Origin of the sequence: Vibrio tapetis subsp. quintayensis, assembly GCF_030409945.1 — a bacterium.
Classification (GTDB): Bacteria; Pseudomonadota; Gammaproteobacteria; order Enterobacterales; family Vibrionaceae; genus Vibrio; species Vibrio quintayensis.
The window spans coordinates 32,758-50,004 of the sequence record NZ_JAUFQV010000014.1 but is presented as its reverse complement, the minus strand read 5'-3'; the positions used below and the strand labels follow the sequence as shown (position 1 = coordinate 50,004).

Annotated in this window: 13 protein-coding genes; 8 read left to right on the top strand and 5 right to left on the bottom strand. The window is 44.1% G+C overall.

Features of this window, described 5'->3' with window-relative positions; translation table 11 throughout:
• Window positions 1-59: 59 nt before the first annotated feature.
• Both fghA and QWZ04_RS06925 read right to left on the bottom strand, forming a co-directional pair.
• Complete coding sequence (gene fghA, locus QWZ04_RS06930; protein ID WP_290326355.1) at window positions 60-905, bottom strand: S-formylglutathione hydrolase; 846 nt, start codon at window positions 903-905, stop codon at window positions 60-62.
• 95 nt (window positions 906-1,000) lie between these two features.
• Window positions 1,001-2,131: an S-(hydroxymethyl)glutathione dehydrogenase/class III alcohol dehydrogenase gene (locus tag QWZ04_RS06925; protein ID WP_290326353.1), complete on the bottom strand. Its 1,131-nt coding sequence runs from the start codon at window positions 2,129-2,131 to the stop codon at window positions 1,001-1,003.
• 227 nt (window positions 2,132-2,358) lie between these two features.
• On the opposite strand from QWZ04_RS06925, the gene QWZ04_RS06920 reads away from it, so the two are divergent.
• Complete coding sequence (locus QWZ04_RS06920; protein ID WP_290326351.1) at window positions 2,359-3,225, top strand: LysR substrate-binding domain-containing protein; 867 nt, start codon at window positions 2,359-2,361, stop codon at window positions 3,223-3,225.
• 84 nt (window positions 3,226-3,309) lie between these two features.
• The gene (gene tadA / locus QWZ04_RS06915; RefSeq protein WP_290326348.1) at window positions 3,310-3,849 is read left to right on the top strand and encodes a tRNA adenosine(34) deaminase TadA; all 540 of its coding nucleotides are present in this window, start codon (window positions 3,310-3,312) and stop codon (window positions 3,847-3,849) included.
• A 133-nt stretch (window positions 3,850-3,982) separates the two neighbouring features.
• Here tadA and QWZ04_RS06910 read toward each other — a convergent pair whose 3' ends face one another.
• Together QWZ04_RS06910 and mltF are read right to left on the bottom strand one after the other, a co-directional pair.
• On the bottom strand, window positions 3,983-4,120 hold the full coding sequence (locus QWZ04_RS06910; protein ID WP_290326346.1) for a hypothetical protein: 138 nt from the start codon (window positions 4,118-4,120) through the stop codon (window positions 3,983-3,985).
• A gap of 471 nt (window positions 4,121-4,591) precedes the next feature.
• Window positions 4,592-6,079 carry a membrane-bound lytic murein transglycosylase MltF gene (mltF, locus tag QWZ04_RS06905; protein ID WP_290326519.1) on the bottom strand — a complete coding sequence of 496 codons (1,488 nt, stop codon included), beginning with the start codon at window positions 6,077-6,079 and terminating at the stop codon, window positions 4,592-4,594.
• A gap of 304 nt (window positions 6,080-6,383) precedes the next feature.
• Here mltF and purL point away from each other — a divergent pair, with 304 nt between their 5' ends.
• Together purL and QWZ04_RS06895 are read left to right on the top strand one after the other, a co-directional pair.
• On the top strand, window positions 6,384-10,295 hold the full coding sequence (gene purL, locus QWZ04_RS06900) for a phosphoribosylformylglycinamidine synthase (RefSeq protein WP_290326344.1): 3,912 nt from the start codon (window positions 6,384-6,386) through the stop codon (window positions 10,293-10,295).
• 222 nt (window positions 10,296-10,517) lie between these two features.
• On the top strand, window positions 10,518-10,823 hold the full coding sequence (locus tag QWZ04_RS06895; protein ID WP_290326342.1) for a DUF3622 domain-containing protein: 306 nt from the start codon (window positions 10,518-10,520) through the stop codon (window positions 10,821-10,823).
• A 173-nt stretch (window positions 10,824-10,996) separates the two neighbouring features.
• Here QWZ04_RS06895 and QWZ04_RS06890 read toward each other — a convergent pair whose 3' ends face one another.
• Window positions 10,997-12,469, bottom strand: a complete 1,473-nt coding sequence (locus tag QWZ04_RS06890) for an aminoacyl-histidine dipeptidase (RefSeq protein ID WP_290326340.1) — start codon at window positions 12,467-12,469, stop codon at window positions 10,997-10,999.
• Window positions 12,470-13,557: 1,088 nt separating this feature from the next.
• Between QWZ04_RS06890 and QWZ04_RS06885 the strand changes: the two genes are divergently transcribed.
• The 4 genes from QWZ04_RS06885 to crl all read left to right on the top strand — a co-directional run bounded on the left by QWZ04_RS06885 (window position 13,558) and on the right by crl (window position 17,181).
• On the top strand, window positions 13,558-14,853 hold the full coding sequence (locus QWZ04_RS06885) for an NCS2 family permease (RefSeq protein ID WP_290326338.1): 1,296 nt from the start codon (window positions 13,558-13,560) through the stop codon (window positions 14,851-14,853).
• 26 nt (window positions 14,854-14,879) lie between these two features.
• Window positions 14,880-15,338 carry a xanthine phosphoribosyltransferase gene (gene gpt, locus QWZ04_RS06880; RefSeq protein WP_290326336.1) on the top strand — a complete coding sequence of 153 codons (459 nt, stop codon included), beginning with the start codon at window positions 14,880-14,882 and terminating at the stop codon, window positions 15,336-15,338.
• Between the two features lie 93 nt (window positions 15,339-15,431).
• Window positions 15,432-16,679: an esterase FrsA gene (gene frsA, locus QWZ04_RS06875; protein WP_290326334.1), complete on the top strand. Its 1,248-nt coding sequence runs from the start codon at window positions 15,432-15,434 to the stop codon at window positions 16,677-16,679.
• Window positions 16,680-16,788: 109 nt separating this feature from the next.
• A complete protein-coding gene (gene crl / locus QWZ04_RS06870; RefSeq protein ID WP_290326332.1) occupies window positions 16,789-17,181 on the top strand; it encodes a sigma factor-binding protein Crl in 393 nt (130 codons plus the stop codon).
• The last annotated feature ends 66 nt before the right edge of the window (window positions 17,182-17,247 follow it).

Below are 17,247 nucleotides of genomic sequence, written 5' to 3'. Positions count from 1 at the left end.
AGTGATGCGAGGTTTTTTTGTATGCACGGAAAGATCCATCTAAAAAATAAGCCGTAGGATTAATCGTTCAGATGTTGATGATGAAAACGTAAGTGCTCTTCAATGAAACTGCTGATGAAAAAGTAACTATGATCGTAACCAGGTTGCATTCTTAAGGTGATATCACTACCTGATTGCTTAGCCGCATCAACAATAAATTGTGGTTTAAGTTGGTCGAGCAAAAAGTTATCTCTGTCACCTTGATCGATTAGGATCGGCAAGTTGGTGCGTGATGACTTGATAAGCTCACAACTATCATATTGCTTCCATGTTTCTTGGTTTGAGCCAAGGTAGTTTTGAAACGCTTTTTGTCCCCAAGGCACATGCGTTGGGTGAACAATTGGGCTGAATGCAGAAATAGATCGATAGTGGTCTGAATTTCTTAGACCTATAGTCAGTGCACCATGACCACCCATGCTGTGCCCCGCAATCGATCGTACATTGCTTACCGGGAAATGGGCTTCGATTAGCTTCGGTAGCTCATCAACCACATAGCTGTACATCTGATAATGATCACTCCAAGGCTTTTGTGTCGCATTGACATAAAATCCAGCGCCAAGCCCTAAATCGTAGCTGCCGTCTGGGTCGTCGGCAACCCCTTCACCTCGAGGGCTAGTATCTGGCGCGACAATAGCAATACCTAGCTCTGCTGCCGCTTTAAAAGCGCCGGACTTTTGCATGAAATTTTCATCAGTGCAGGTCAATCCTGACAACCAATAAAGTACGGGAACAGGGGTGTCACTACTGGCGTTGGGCGGAAGGTAAATCGCAAATCGCATATCACAATTGAGAGACTGAGCTGTGTGGCTATATTGTTTATGCCAACCGCCAAAGGCTTTGGTTTGGCTAATATTGGTAATGGTCATTTGTACCTGCCGCTTAAATATTACGTTGAATTCCCATTTAACGCTGTTGAGCATTAAATGGGAACGTTCAGGTGTGCCGCTATGTTAAACGACGATTACTTGTCGAAATGAATAACAGTTCGAATACTTTCACCTTTGTGCATTAGGTCGAAAGATTCATTAATGGTTTCCAGTGGCATTGTGTGTGTGATGAATTCTTGTAGACCAAACTCACCTGCCATGTAACGGTTTACGATTTCTGGTAATTCAGAGCGGCCTTTAACACCACCAAAAGCACTACCACGCCATACTCGACCCGTTACCAGTTGGAATGGTCGGGTTGAAATTTCTTGGCCGGCACCAGCAACACCAATAATCACCGATTCGCCCCAACCTTTATGGCAACATTCTAGTGCGCTTCGCATGACGTCAACGTTGCCAATACACTCGAACGAGAAATCCACCCCGCCATCGGTCATTTCGACAATAACGTCTTGGATTGGTTTATCGAAGTTTTTAGGGTTAATGCAATCTGTCGCACCAAGCTTCGTCGCTAGTTCGTATTTGCTTTCATTGATATCCACACCAATGATGCGGCTTGCGCCCGCCATTTGAGCACCAATAATCGCAGACAGACCGATACCGCCTAAGCCGAAGATAGCAACAGTGTCGCCTTTTTGTACTTTCGCCGTATTAAGTACAGCGCCCATACCGGTTGTTACGCCACAACCCAATAGGCAAATTTCTTCAAGGGGTGCTTCTTTGTTTACTTTCGCCAGCGATATTTCAGGTAATACTGTGTACTCAGAGAAAGTAGAGCAACCCATATAGTGGTAGATAGGCTGGCCGTCTTTGTAAAAACGAGTGGTGCCATCGGGCATCAAGCCTTTGCCTTGTGTTTCACGAACCGCTTGGCAAAGGTTCGTTTTGCCTGATTTACAGAACTTACATTCGCCACATTCTGCTGTATAAAGAGGAATAACATGGTCGCCGACAGAAACACTGGTTACGCCTTCGCCGATCATTTCCACAATACCACCGCCTTCATGGCCTAGAATTGAAGGGAAAATGCCTTCAGGATCTTCGCCAGACAGCGTGAATGCATCGGTATGGCAAACACCCGTCGCAACGATTTTAACTAACACTTCACCTGCTCTTGGCAGCATGACATCCACTTCTTCCACTGATAAAGGTTGGTTTGGACCCCAAGCAATGGCCGCACGTGATTTGATAAATTGGTCAGTCATATTGATGCCTTAATTCCTAATGTGAATAGAATGATTGGCTACCCATTCAGTAAATTTACTGGAGTGCCAAGTGAGCCGTCAGTTGTTTACGAATAACTGGGTGACTCAATATAGGATGAAGTTTAGTACTTTTTTCAGATTTGATAATCCAACTAAATAGAAAATAACTATTACATATATGTAATAATAGTAATGACGGTGAATGTTTTTGATGTGTGAGGGCAATAATGGATAAGTGGGAAGGGGTGATTGAATTTGTTGCAGTGGCCGAAGTAGCTAGCTTTACTGAAGCCGCAAATCGTCTTTCAACCTCTGTCGCTCAGGTGAGCCGTAAAGTGGGTCGTTTGGAGCAGCGTTTATCGAGTAAGTTGCTTAACAGAACAACCCGTAAGGTGACATTAACGGAAGTTGGGCAAACCTATTATCAGCATTGCCGGCATTTGGTCGATGGCTTAGACGCCGCAGAAAGAGCCGTTACGGATCTTCGAACAAGCCTAAGTGGTAAAATTAAAATTACCGCGCCAGTAACGTATGGGGAACAAAAACTGACACGGCATTTGAATCAGTTTCTACTGCAACATCCAGACGTTAGTTTGGAAGTGGTGCTGTCGAACAGAAAGTTGGATCTGTTGGAACACGGCTTTGACCTGGCTATTCGGTTGGGTAACCTTGATGATTCCAGTGCGATAGCGAAACGCTTGTCGTCTAGGCAAATGCACGTGTGTGCCAGCCCTGAGTATTTGCAACGTTACGGTGAGCCGCATTCCTTGTTAGAGCTTAATCATCATCAATGTTTGCAGGGTAGCAATGCCTATTGGCGCTTTATCGAAAATGGTGAGAAGCGACAGTTAAAAGTCCAAGGCCGAATGCAATGCAATAGTGGCAAGGCGTTGGTAGAGTCAGCATTGCAAGGGCTAGGTATTGTGCAGTTGCCAAATTATTATCTTGAAGAGCACCTAGCGAACGGTGAACTAGTAGAATTGCTGACCCAATATAAAGATGAGCAAGAAGGGATTTGGGCGCTGTACCCACATAATCGATTTTTAACTGCTAAGGTAAGAAGCTTAGTGGATTACCTGTCCGACGCCTTGTGAAAGCCGCAAGGCTGCAGAACTCAATGCAAGTGAATAACGAGATTGCTATAATCCGACTTAAACCAAATTCGATGAGATAAAGCCGTGAGTGAGCAACCTTTACCAAGTTTTAGTGCCCAAGATGAAGCTTACATGCGCCGAGCAATGGAGCTGGCCGAACACGCAGAGTCTGAAGGTGAAGTTCCCATTGGTGCATTATTGGTGAAAGACGATCAAATTATTGCGGAAGGGTGGAACCAGTCTATATCTACTCACGATGCGAGCGCGCACGCTGAAATGCAGGTATTGAGAAAAGCAGGGCAGGTACTGCAAAACTATCGTTTATTGGATACCACTTTGTACGTGACGTTAGAACCTTGCCCAATGTGTGCAGGGGCTTTATTACATAGCCGAGTTAAAAGAGTCGTTTATGGTGCTAGCGATCCAAAAGCGGGGGCTGCGGGCAGTGTACTCAATTTATTTGAAAGCCAAGCGTCTTATCATTATGCCGAAGTTGAATCTGGATTGTGTGAGCAAGCATGCCGAGAGCAGCTACAGGCATTTTTTAAAAGACGTCGGAAAGAAAAGAAAGCGCTGAAACAAGCGAGTAAGTTGGAATTGGATCAAAATAACCGTTCTGTGTGAACGTCATGTAACGGGAAACATTTACTGAGCGATAGAGGGGCAGGTGTTTGAAATTGCGAAGTTTGAAGCCTAGAGATTTTTCAGATGAAAGATTATAAAGGCAAACACCGGGCGGCGTTTGCCAATTGGGTTGTTACTCTTCTAGAGTCATTGCAAAGCCACGAGAACGCCAAATAACTTTCTTTTTGTTATTTGATAGCATGCGCTTACGACGATTAGAAGATACTGATTGTTGTTTTAGTCGGTTTGCCGACCTTTTCTTAGAGAACATAAAATTCCCCTTATCATTATCACCTTAAAAGCTAAGCCTCTGAGTTGGGGCCTACAGTCAGGTGTTATCTAGTTAACTAACTGGCCTTAAACTTTGAACAATTAATTACCTCTGAGCTTCTCCTGCTCCAATTGTAGAGTGTAACTAACGTTCTAATTGATACCTGAAATTGTACAAGTATAAGCTTAATGCCAAGCCTTCTTTCACTTGAAAGTGAACCTTAGTTATAGGCGGTATTTGTTACCGTTCTATGAATTCATCTTAGAAGTGATGATGCTTTTTTAATTCAATTTTAGTGAGTCAAATGGGCATCATGTGACATAACGTTTTTGGTCACAAATTTAATGTATGGCTTTACTGGTTACTTTGCAAGAGGTGATGCATGGCACATATTGTGGAAGTGTGAGGCATGCCACCTATTTAAAGGTGGCATGTCTAATTTAAGCTTAAAACTCGTGTTATTAGAGTGGACTATTTACTTGGTTTTGCAGCCTCGGCACTGGATGTCTCAGCATCAGGCGAAGCAGCTGCACTGGCGGCAGAGATAGGGATATCGATCACTTGAAGATCATCCATTGATATCTGCTGATCAATAATGCGCTTTTTATCGATATGGCCAATGATTGACTGGTAATAACGGCGAATGTTTTCAACATAATTCCGAGCTTCATCGCCACGCGCGTAACCATAACGAGTCGTACTGTAGTACTTTTTCTTTTTCAGAAGCGGCAGTCTGTCTTTCACATCAGCCCAAGAATCTGGGTCTGCACCTTGAGCTTTTGTTAGGCGTCTTGCATCCATCATATGGCCATAACCGACATTGTATGATGCGAGCGCAAACCAAATTTTTTCATGCTCAGAGATAGAGTCGGGCACTCGGGCCACGATTCGGCGTAGGTATTCTGCGCCACCTCGAACCGATTGCTCAGGATCGAGTCTATTCGTCACGCCAACAATTTTGGCAGTAGGCAACGTAAGCATCATCATGCCACGTACACCTGTTGGCGATTTAGCGACAGGGTTCCAGTGAGACTCTTGATATGCCAGTGCCGCAATTAAACGCCAATCAAAATCTTTGGCGTATTTTTTAAATAGCGGTTCCCATTTTGGCAACGTCTTATCAAGCGCACGAATGAAAGCACGTGTGTCCACGAAGTCAAAGCTTTCAACATGGCCAAAGTATTTCTCTTCCAACTTAGCAAGCTTGCCAGACTGCTTTAGATTGCCAAAAAACTCGATCAAAAGGGCATAAAGGCCTTCGTCATCAGAGCGGCGCATAAACCAAGAAATAGGCTGATCTTCGGTAACTTCAAAAGCGACGGCTAAAGAGGGATAAATACGTTGAGCCAGTGAAAGCTCGACAGAGTCAGCCATGGTGAGGGGTAACTCTCCTTTAGAGACCTTTAGCATAAGATCATTGACGTCGGAATTATCGTCGGTACGAAAAATGATACCGGGCTCGTCTTGCTGCATTTTCGCAAGGCTATTTTCGAAGTGTGAGCCTTTGACTACCACTAAAGGAATTTGCCTCTCGACCAGTTGGTTTAGGTTACGAGGGCGCCATTGGCCTTTCTTGTATACAACTTGTTGGCTTACGTAGTAGTAAGTTGGGCCTGCTCGAAATTGCGTTAGGCGCTGAGGGGTGTGGCTTAATCCAGCAGCAATCATGTCTATTTCGCCCCTCTCTAGCGCAGGAAATAACTCAGCTAGGCGATAGGCAGGTTTCATTTCAAGTTTTACATCTAGGCTTTTAGCAAAGCGAGTCGCGAGCTCGTAATCCAGACCAGTAGGGCCATCTGGGCCGATGTAATAGGAAAGTTGATTGTTAAGCGTACCCACGCGCAGTGTGCCGCGTTCACGGATTTGGTCTAGCTCACTTTTGGGATCAGACTCGATCTGACAACCAGACAGTCCAGCGGCAACCGCTAGCCAAAAAGTAAGGGAGAATAGCCAAGAAATCGGGGCTTTTGTCTTCAATTCTAAATACTCATACTAAATCAGAGGCTTCTTTATACCAAAGCCGTAATCGGTGGCATAGCACCATTAAATAAAACAGTGAAAAGCCGCTTAAAAAAGGCGTATTTTCAATAGAAAGCAAAAAAAAGACGCAAACGGTTGCTTTTGATGGTTACGTCACAAAAAAATTAATCTATAATACGCCCGCAAACGTAGAGGAGAAATTGGCATAAGTTTGGGTGTTAATCCTAACTAATTGAATTTATTCCAATATCACCTTAATCAATTGCAAAAGAGACCTAAGCACATGAAAATTATGCGTGGCTCCCCAGCTCTATCTGAGTTTCGAGTTAACAAGCTTATCGAGCTTTGTCGTGAATTAAGCCTACCTGTATCTGGTATTTATGCTGAGTTTATGCATTTTGCTGACGTGTCGGCTGACTTAGATGCGTCTGAAGTTGAGAAGCTTGAAAAGCTACTGACTTACGGACCAACCATCCAAGAGCACGAGCCTGAAGGTCTTTTACTTCTTGTGACGCCTCGTCCTGGCACGATTTCTCCGTGGTCTTCAAAATCAACTGATATTGCTAATAATTGTGGTCTAGATAAAGTGAAACGTCTAGAACGCGGTACGGCATTTTATGTTGAAACTGAACAAGCGCTAACGGAACTTCAAATCGTTGAACTCAAAGCTGTTCTACACGATCGCATGATGGAAGTTGTTTTCAATGATGAGAACCAAGCCAATGCATTGTTCGCCGTTGCTGAGCCAGCACCGGTTGCAGACGTCGACCTGCTTACTGGCGGCCGTAAGGCGCTAGAGAAAGCAAACGTAACTTTAGGTTTGGCACTTGCTGAAGATGAAATTGATTACTTAGTTGATAGCTTTGTAAACAAGTTGGGTCGTAACCCAACAGATATTGAACTTATGATGTTTGCTCAAGCTAACTCAGAGCATTGTCGTCACAAGATCTTCAACGCTGATTGGACGATTGATGGTGTTAAACAAGAGAAGTCTCTGTTTAAGATGATCAAAAACACGTTCGAAACGACGCCAGAACATGTGTTATCAGCATACAAAGATAACGCAGCGGTAATGACAGGTTCAACTGTTGGCCGTTTCTTCCCAGACCCGAAAACGCGTGAATACAACTATCACCAAGAAAAAACACACATCTTGATGAAAGTAGAAACGCACAACCACCCAACGGCAATTTCTCCTTGGCCGGGCGCTTCTACAGGTTCAGGCGGTGAAATTCGTGATGAAGGTGCAACTGGTATTGGTGGCAAACCAAAAGCAGGTTTGGTGGGTTTCTCGGTATCTAACCTTAAAATCCCTAACTTCGTACAGCCATGGGAAACGGATTTTGGTAAGCCAAGCCGTATCGTGACTGCCCTTGATATTATGCTCGAAGGCCCGCTAGGTGGTGCAGCATTCAATAACGAGTTTGGCCGTCCAAACCTATTAGGTTACTTCCGTACTTACGAAGAAAAAGTTAACTCGCACAACGGTGAAGAAGTACGTGGTTACCATAAGCCAATCATGCTGGCTGGTGGCCTGGGTAATATCCGTGATGATCATGTTCAGAAGAAAGAGATCCCAGTAGGCGCAAGCTTAGTTGTTCTTGGTGGTCCAGCAATGAACATAGGCCTTGGTGGCGGTGCCGCTTCTTCAATGGATTCTGGTTCTTCTTCTGAAGATCTAGATTTTGCTTCTGTACAGCGTGAAAACCCAGAAATGGAGCGTCGTTGTCAGGAAGTGATCGACCGTTGTTGGCAGCTAGGTGACGATAACCCAATCGCATTTATCCACGATGTGGGCGCGGGTGGTATCTCTAACGCATTACCAGAGCTTGTCGATGACGGCGAGCGTGGCGGTATCTTCAACCTACGTGACGTACCAAATGATGAGCCGGGCATGAGCCCACTTGAAATTTGGTGTAACGAATCTCAAGAACGTTACGTAATGGCGATTGCCGATAAAGACATGCCAGCATTCGACGCGATTTGTAAGCGTGAGCGCGCACCATACGCAGTGGTTGGTAAGGCAACAGAAGAACGTAATCTTAAGTTAGAAGATTCACATTTCGACAATACGCCTATCGACATGCCAATGGATATTCTTTTAGGCAAAACGCCGAAGATGCACCGTGATGCGAAAACGTTGAAAGCGAATAACCCAGCGATTGACCGCAGTGGCATTGAAATGAACGATGCGATTGACCGTGTTCTTCGTTTACCGACCGTTGCAGAGAAAACGTTCCTTATCACCATTGGTGACCGCTCTGTTACTGGTCTTGTTGCTCGTGACCAAATGGTTGGCCCTTGGCAGGTTCCGGTTGCTAACTGTGCTGTAACGGCAGCAAGCTACGACACATACCACGGTGAAGCAATGTCTCTGGGTGAGCGTACGCCAGTTGCACTATTAGACTTTGGCGCATCGGCTCGCCTCGCGGTGGGTGAAGCGATCACAAATATCGCAGCAACAAATATCGGTGACATTAAACACATTAAACTGTCGGCTAACTGGATGTCTCCAGCGGGTCACCCAGGTGAAGACGCAGGTCTTTACGAAGCGGTGAAAGCTGTCGGCGAAGAGCTTTGTCCTGCTCTAGGTCTTACTATTCCGGTAGGTAAAGACTCAATGTCTATGAAGACCAAGTGGGAACAAGATGGCGAGCAGAAAGAAGTGACTTCTCCGCTTTCTCTTGTTATTACCGCGTTTGCGCGTGTTGAAGATGTTCGTAAGACGATCACTCCTCAACTTCGTACAGACAAAGGAGATTCAAGCTTAGTTCTTATCGACCTTGGTAACGGCAAAAACCGCATGGGTGCAACCGCACTTGCTCAAGTTTACAAGCAGCTTGGTGATAAACCAGCAGACGTAGACAACGCAGAGCAATTGAAAGGTTTCTACGAAGGTGTTCAGGCGCTAGTCGCTAACGACAAAGTGATTGCTTACCACGATAAAGGCGATGGCGGTCTATTCGTTACTTTGGCTGAAATGGCGTTTGCTGGTCACTGTGGTGTTAACGCGAACATTTCCGAACTGTCTCCATCTGAAAATGGTGGTGATTCACTTGCTGCTCTGTTCAATGAAGAGCTAGGTGCGGTTATTCAGGTTCGTAACAGCGACCTTGATGAAGTACTTTCAACTCTGGCAGCGAACGGCCTAGAGTCTTGCTCTCACGTTGTTGGTAGTGTTGTTGATTCAGATGAGTTAGTGATTACGTCTGGCGACCAAGTGGTTGTTGAGCGTAACCGTACTGAGCTACGTACTATCTGGGCGGAAACCACACACAAGATGCAGTCAATGCGTGACAACCCTACGTGTGCAGACCAAGAACACGAAGCGAAGAAAGATAATTCAGACCCAGGCCTGAACGTGAAGCTAAGCTATGATGTGAACGAAGACATCGCAGCTCCTTACATCGCGAAAGGCGCTAAGCCTAAAATGGCTATCTTGCGTGAGCAAGGTGTTAACTCTCACGTAGAAATGGCCGCAGCCTTTGACCGTGCTGGTTTTGAAGCAACAGACATTCACATGAGCGACATCCTGACAGGTTCTGCTGTACTTGAAGAGTACAATGGCCTAGTAGCATGTGGTGGCTTCTCTTACGGTGACGTATTGGGTGCAGGTGAAGGTTGGGCGAAGTCTGTTCTATTTAACGAACAAGCTCGCAATCAATTTGAAGGATTCTTCAAGCGTGAAGATACGTTCTCTCTAGGTGTATGTAACGGTTGTCAGATGTTATCTAACTTACGTGAACTTATCCCTGGTGCTGAGTATTGGCCTCGATTCGTACGCAACGAATCAGAGCGCTTTGAAGCTCGTTTCAGCTTGGTAGAAGTACAGAAGTCAGATTCTGTATTCTTCAACGGCATGGAAGGTTCTCGTATGCCAATCGCAGTTTCTCACGGTGAAGGCCGCGTAGAAGTTCGTGATAACGAGCACCTAACAGCGATTGAAAATTCAGGTACAGTTGCACTTCGTTACGTTGATAATCAAGGTAACGCTACTCAACAATACCCAAATAACCCGAATGGTTCGCCAAACGCTATCACAGGTCTTACAACGACTGATGGCCGTACCACAATCATGATGCCTCACCCAGAGCGTGTATTCCGTACGGTTGCAAACTCTTGGGCTCCAGAAACTTGGGGTGAAAATGGTGCTTGGATGCGTATGTTCCAAAATGCGCGTAAGAACATCGGTTAATTAAAGTTCTGCTAAGAAAATGACAAAAGCCGCTGATGTTTCAGCGGCTTTTTACTGAGTGCTCTTTTTTATGTAAAAGAAAAATAGGCTTAGAAATGTACGAGCAATTTAGACATATTTGTGTTCTAATGCGCGGCTTGCAAGGGACTGGTATAAATTGCGCAAGGCCAACACCGAACGGTTATGCCATGCGATCCCTTATTAATTCTTAGGAATGTGAAAATGGCTAACAGCAAAAAATTTGATTTCCAAGTAGTAGAAAAACGTAACGGCTGGTCTGCAGAGATCATTCGTCAAGTTTCTGCTCGACGCACAACAGTCTCTAAACGTGAAACTGGTTTTGACACAGAAGCACTAGCAATTGAGTGGGCTGAAAAAGAGCTAGCTCAATTTGTTCAACACCAAGCTGAACGTAATGTTCGCAAAGGCGAGCAACGCAAAGAAAGAGAAGCAGCAGTAGAAGCTAAAATTGCAGCTGCTGAGCAAAGAGCGGCAGAGCGTAATCTTGAGTCTGACGACGAAGAATAATTTTCGCCCGCTATGAACAATAAAAAAACCGCTGAAGTCTCACTTCAGCGGTTTTTTAATATTAGGTAACAGGTAACAGGTAACAGGTAACAGGTAACAGGTAAGTCATTGATGAGTTCAGGATTAGAGTCAAAAATGCCGTAACCCGTAACCCGTAACCCGTAACCTATAATTTATTTCTTCTCTGGAATCGCTTCTAGCAATGCGACCATTTGCTCCCAGAAAAGCGCAACCGTATCAATTTTCACTTTCTCATCTGGCGAGTGAGGGAACTTGATGGTTGGGCCGAAAGAAACCATGTCCATTTCTGGGTATGGTTCTTTGAATAGACCGCATTCTAGACCAGCATGGATAACCATGATATTTGGTTTATGGCCGTAGATGCCTTCATACATATCACGGAAAATTACCATGATCTCGGAATCAGCATCTGGTTTCCAGCCTGGGTAAGCGCCACCAAATTTAATGTTTGCACCCGCAAGTTGAGCGACAGACGTTAGCATGCCTTCTACTTGGCTACGGCCAGAATCAATCAACGAACGAATTAAGCAAAGTACGGTTACTTTATCTGAATCGGTCGTAATAACGCCAACGTTCAGAGACGTTTCTACCACACCTTCAACGTCGTCACTCATGCGGATCACGCCGTTAGGGCAAGCATTTAATGCTGCAATAAAACGAGATTGAGAGTCGGCATTGAAAGCGGCTTCAGTTGTGTCTGCCACTTCGTTGAAAGAAACAATATCCGTTTCAATTTTACCAAGTTCAGTACTTAGCAAAGAAGTATAGAATTGGAACAATTCAGCCAGCTTCGTTTCGTTCTCAGCAGGAACGGCAACCGTTGCAAAAGCTTCACGAGGGATCGCGTTACGTAGGCTACCACCACGGAATTCAACCAAACGTAAATCAAGCTCAGCAGCGTGACCGGCTAAAAAGCGAGCAACTAATTTGTTTGCGTTGCCACGACCAGTGTGAATATCACAACCAGAGTGACCGCCTTTAAGGCCTTTTAGAGTCAGTTGACGAACAACAAACTCTGCAGGAATGGCTTCACGAGTAATATCAAACGTCATTTCGCCGTCGATGCCGCCTGCGCAACCCATGTAAACTTCGCCTTCTTGCTCTGAATCGGTGTTCAGCAAGATATCGCCTTCAAGCCAACCTGCTTCTAGGCCGAACGCGCCTGTCATGCCCGCTTCTTCGTCAATAGTTAGAAGAACCTCAAGCGGGCCGTGCTTAATGTCGTTAGAAGCAAGAACTGCTAAACATGATGCCATGCCCATGCCGTTATCTGCACCCAGAGTAGTACCTTTAGCTGTTACCCATTCACCATCAATGAAAGGCTGAATTGGATCTTTAGCAAAGTCATGGTCAGTGTCTTCGTTCTTTTGTGGCACCATATCGATATGAGCTTGAAGAACAACGCCTTTTTTGTTTTCCATACCTGCGGTTGCTGGCTTCTTGATGAAGACGTTACCGGTAGGATCACGGCGTACGTCTAAACCTTGTTCTTTTGCCCATGAGATAATGTATTGAGCAAGTGCCTCTTCATGTTTTGAAGGGTGGGGGATAGAACAGATTTTATCAAAGAATTGCCATAGCGGTGCTGGCGACAATTGGCTGATTTCAGAGTGGAATTCAGACACGGATGACTCCTTAACTGGTTATTTTGCCGAATATGCAGGGTGTAAACTAATAAATGTTAGTCAAATATACTGCGTAATTGGTTCCTTTCAGAGGCGAACAGCATACCACTGACTGCATGGGAGCAGTAGTGATACTCTTTCTTAATCGCAATAAAGTCGTAACAAATAATAGACATCCTGTCAGCTTTTAAGTCCATTACTCATAAGAGGCAAACGCTTTCTCTATAATTACAATTCAAAAATGACGAAACTGTAATTAAGTTACACAATAAAGTTGATTTGGATCAGTTTTCAATAAAAAGTGTGAAGTTGAGCATATTAGTTGTTGTAATTAATTTTCTTGGTGGTATATTAATCATCAACTTCGAAAGCGAAGAAAAAATGCTCAAAGGATGAGTCCGTTATACCGCCTCCATGGAACCGAGAATCAAACTTAACTATATTGATTGAAAAAGGTGATTATTATGAATGGTATGTCTTCTGCAAGTTTCTGGTCTTCTTCATACGTATGTGTGACAAACGCCGTTAACTTCAAAAATTTTACGGGTTTTGGTTACTAAGCAGTAAGCAGTAATCTGGACTTGTGAATTGAACTTTATGTTCACCCCAATTATTGGAATTTTTTTACGGCCATTTGGCTGACAATATTCTACCGCCACTCAGACTTTGAGTGGCGTTTTTTTTGCCTGTAACTTAGTGTCACCCTTCAATAAGTCACATGAATACCATCTAACTGCCTGTCATTGCCTATCAAGAGATATTTTTCATATTCAACCGCACTATTTGGACCAAGAATAACGACGTGTCTTGAATAAATAGCAAAAATAACGCATTTATCTGTGAAATTTTTTTTGCCTTTTAATCTTTGATTAATAGTGGTTTTTTATGAGTAATAAAAAAACGTGTCGTTAACGTATTCAGTTTAAGTCCGAAAATACGAGTAAAAGCTCAATTGTTACTAGAAATTGCCATTTGATAACTTTATAATTCGCGCCAATCGTTTACGCAATCGATTGTCTTTTCGCCAATCTAGATAAGTAATACCCACTACTTACCTAGATTGGTTTTTAACTTTTAGGAAATGGATCATGCTTGAGAAGCTTTTTAAACTAAATGAAAACGGAACGACTATCCGTACTGAAATTATCGCGGGCATTACGACCTTTTTGACCATGGCTTACATCATTTTTGTAAACCCTGCGATTTTGTCTGATACGGGTATGGATCGTGATGCTGTGTTTGTCGCTACTTGTTTGGCTGCGGCGATTGGTTGTTTTGTTATGGGTATTGTCGCTAACTACCCAATTGCGCAAGCGCCAGGTATGGGCTTGAATGCATTTTTTACCTATTCCGTTGTTTTGGGTATGGGGCATACGTGGCAGGTAGCACTGGCTGCGGTATTTGTTTCAGGCCTGCTCTTTGTTCTTTTAAGTATTTTTAAAATCCGTGAGTGGCTGATCAACTCGATCCCAATGTCATTAAGAACGGGCATCTCTGCTGGTATCGGTCTTTTCCTTGCGCTTATCGCTTTGAAAAATGCAGGCATTGTAGTTGGTAACCCTGCTACGTTGGTTTCTCTTGGTTCAATTACATCGCTACCAGCTGTTTTAGCTGCGGTCGGTTTCTTCCTAACCATTGCACTTGTTCATCGCGGAATGAAAGGAGCGGTGATGATCGCTATTCTTTCAGTTACCGCTTTAGGTATTTTGTTTGGTGATGTTCAATATCACGGCATCATGTCTACGCCACCAAGCCTTGCTCCGACGTTCATGCAATTAGACTTCTCTGCGATTTTTGAAGTTGGTATGATTTCGGTTATCTTTGCTTTCTTGTTCGTGGATCTATTTGATACGGCTGGCACGTTAGTTGGTGTTGCTCAAAAAGCGGACTTCATCGGTAAAGATGGCAAAATCCCTCGTCTTAATCGAGCATTGCTAGCGGATTCGACGGCAACTTCGATTGGCGCACTGCTGGGCACATCAAATACGACATCTTATGTTGAAAGTGTTTCAGGTGTGGCTGCGGGTGGTCGTACTGGTTTAACTGCGGTCGTAGTTGGCATTTTATTCCTACTTGCATTATTCTTCTCGCCATTAGCTGGTATGATCCCAGCATACGCGACGACAGGTGCACTATTTTATGTCGCTATTTTGATGCTTTCTGGTTTGGTGAGCATTGATTGGCGAGACCTAACAGAAGCAGCACCGGTCGTTGTAACCTGTCTTCTTATGCCTTTAACGTTCTCCATCGCTGATGGTATTTCGTTAGGCTTTATTGCATACGCTGCGATCAAGCTATTTAGTGGCAAGGGACGTGAAGTATCATCGAGTGTTTGGGTGATGGCTGCAATTTTCACCTTAAAATTTGTCTTAACCGCAGGTTAATTTGACCGAAACAGGTTTCAATCATTATGAGCAATAAATTTATCATCACTTGGGACAATATGCAGACATATTGTCGTCAGCTTGCAGAAAAACAAATGCCAGCAGAACAGTGGAAAGGCATTATCGGTGTTAGCCGTGGTGGTTTGGTTCCTGCTGCAATTTTGGCTCGTGAGCTAGGTATTCGTTACGTTGATACAATTTGTATCTCAAGCTACGACCACGATCATCAACGTGATATGACTGTACTAAAAGCACCTGAAGGTGACGGTGAAGGTTTCTTGATCGTAGATGATTTGGCAGACAGCGGTGATACTGCTCGTAAAGTTCGCCAGATGTACCCAAAAGCAAAATTAATCACCGTATGCGCGAAGCCTGCTGGTGTTGATCTTGTTGACGAGTACATTGTCGACATCCCACAAGATACGTGGATCGAGCAACCTTGGGATATGGCTGTGACATTTGTTGACCCTATCAACAAAAAGTAACACGCTACTGAAATCCGATTTTTTGAAAATGACCCTACCATGGGTCATTTTTTTTATTACTATATAAGTAATTTCAGTACGATCGAGTGTCTCATGACCGAAGAAACCAGCAAAAACCTATCTGAAAACCTATTTGTAAAGCACAAGCAAGCCAAAGAAACTTCAGGGCTAACTCAATACATGCCAAGTAGTCTTGATATGCTAGAAGAGAAGAAGCGCGATGAGGGTTACGCTTGGTATCGAAACCTTAGACGTTTGCAATGGATTTGGCAGGGCATTGATCCAATAGAACAGGAAGGCGTTTTGGCGCGAATTGCTGGTTCAGCGCATTCTCGAAGTGATGATGAATGGCTTGATACCGTCATGGGTTACCATTCAGGCAATTGGGCTTACGAATGGACTAAGTTGGGGATGTTGCACCAGAAACGTGGCAACGAAATAGAAGGGGAAGAGGGAGCCGATCAACTGTTTAACGCAGCTTTGTGCTTTAGCATTGCAGGCTATCCACACCTAAAAAATGATAATTTGGCTTTACAGGCGCAAACGCTAGCGAATGGCGCGTATGTAGAGGGCGCAAAAAGAACCAAATACGTCGTTAAGCAAATTGAAGTCCCTTACAGAAACAAGAAAATTCTTGCGAACCTCCATCTTTCACAAACAGACAAGCCTCAGCCAGTTGTGATCGTGAGTGCTGGTTTAGACAGCTTGCAGACGGATATGTGGAAGCTGTTTCGCGATTACTTGGCGCCGAAAAACATCGCCATGCTAACGGTAGACATGCCGTCTGTTGGTCACAGTGCTCATTGGAATTTAAGCGAAGATTCGTCGTGTTTACACCAAGCCGTATTAAACCATTTACCTTCTCTTCCTTGGGTTGATCACTTTAAAGTGGGCTTGTTGGGGCTTAGGTTTGGAGGCAATGCCATGGTGCGTTTGTCTTTTTTAGAGCAAGATAAGATAAAAGGCTGTGTAACATTAGGCGCGCCAATTCACGATATATTAGCATCGCCGGTTAAGCTGAAAAAAATGCCCAAAATGTATTTGGATGTTTTGGCTTCCCGTTTGGGAAAAACCACCGTTGATATTAATAGCCTCGCAGGCCAAATGGGAGCATGGTCGCTTAAAGCACAAGGGTTTTTAAGCAGCCGTCGAACTAAAGTGCCTATTTTGGCGATGGGTTTGGAAAATGATCCGATCTGCCCCCATAGCGATAACCAAATGGTTGCAATCTTTAGTGAATATGGCAAGGCAAAGAAAATTCCAGCAAAGAGTATCACTCAAGGATATGAGCAATCCCTCGATTTAGCGATAAAATGGCTGGAAGATGAATTATTTAGGTGACATTTGTTAAAAATTAGTTAAGCATCAATGTTGTACGGAATTTAATCCCTATGATACTTAGGGCTCAGAGCCTTGGTGTGAATTCTAATAATTGAAATGGAGATTCAATATGTCAGATGTGACCGCGAGTCCAACCCATTACCGTTTGCTATCTACCTTAAAAGCCATTGGTCCTTATTTGAGAGAGCCGTTGTCTGAAGACGGTCATTACCTATTCGATTGTCTGTCTGTTTGCGTGAGCGATAAGAAATCCCCTGAAGAGCGTGAGTTTTGGGGCTGGTGGATGGAGCTTGATAAACAAGAACCAAATTTTGTTGCGACATATCACTTGGGTTTATACAACGAAGAAGGCAATTGGGTCGATAAAAAAATCCCAGCCAAAGCGTTACCTGAAGTACAACGGACACTGGATAGCTTTGATGAGAAGCTGCGATTAGAATTACAAAAGAAGTTTGAATTAACCCACGAACTTCACCCAGACTCAGTTAAAATTACCGAATAATTGCTTTTCTCAGGCTAATTGAATTAAAAGGCGCATTTATGCGCCTTTTCTGCTTGTGAAATGGCG

Bases quoted from the DNA above. Each gene is read 5' to 3' on its own strand.
- purL (WP_290326344.1), top strand. From the start codon at position 6,384: ATGAAAATTATGCGTGGCTCCCCAGCTCTATCTGAGTTTCGAGTTAAC.
- frsA (WP_290326334.1), top strand. From the start codon at position 15,432: ATGACCGAAGAAACCAGCAAAAACCTATCTGAAAACCTATTTGTAAAG.
- QWZ04_RS06925 (WP_290326353.1), bottom strand. From the start codon at position 2,131: ATGACTGACCAATTTATCAAATCACGTGCGGCCATTGCTTGGGGTCCA.
- crl (WP_290326332.1), top strand. From the start codon at position 16,789: ATGTCAGATGTGACCGCGAGTCCAACCCATTACCGTTTGCTATCTACC.
- QWZ04_RS06885 (WP_290326338.1), top strand. From the start codon at position 13,558: ATGCTTGAGAAGCTTTTTAAACTAAATGAAAACGGAACGACTATCCGT.
- gpt (WP_290326336.1), top strand. From the start codon at position 14,880: ATGAGCAATAAATTTATCATCACTTGGGACAATATGCAGACATATTGT.
- fghA (WP_290326355.1), bottom strand. From the start codon at position 905: ATGACCATTACCAATATTAGCCAAACCAAAGCCTTTGGCGGTTGGCAT.
- QWZ04_RS06910 (WP_290326346.1), bottom strand. From the start codon at position 4,120: ATGTTCTCTAAGAAAAGGTCGGCAAACCGACTAAAACAACAATCAGTA.
- QWZ04_RS06920 (WP_290326351.1), top strand. From the start codon at position 2,359: ATGGATAAGTGGGAAGGGGTGATTGAATTTGTTGCAGTGGCCGAAGTA.
- QWZ04_RS06895 (WP_290326342.1), top strand. From the start codon at position 10,518: ATGGCTAACAGCAAAAAATTTGATTTCCAAGTAGTAGAAAAACGTAAC.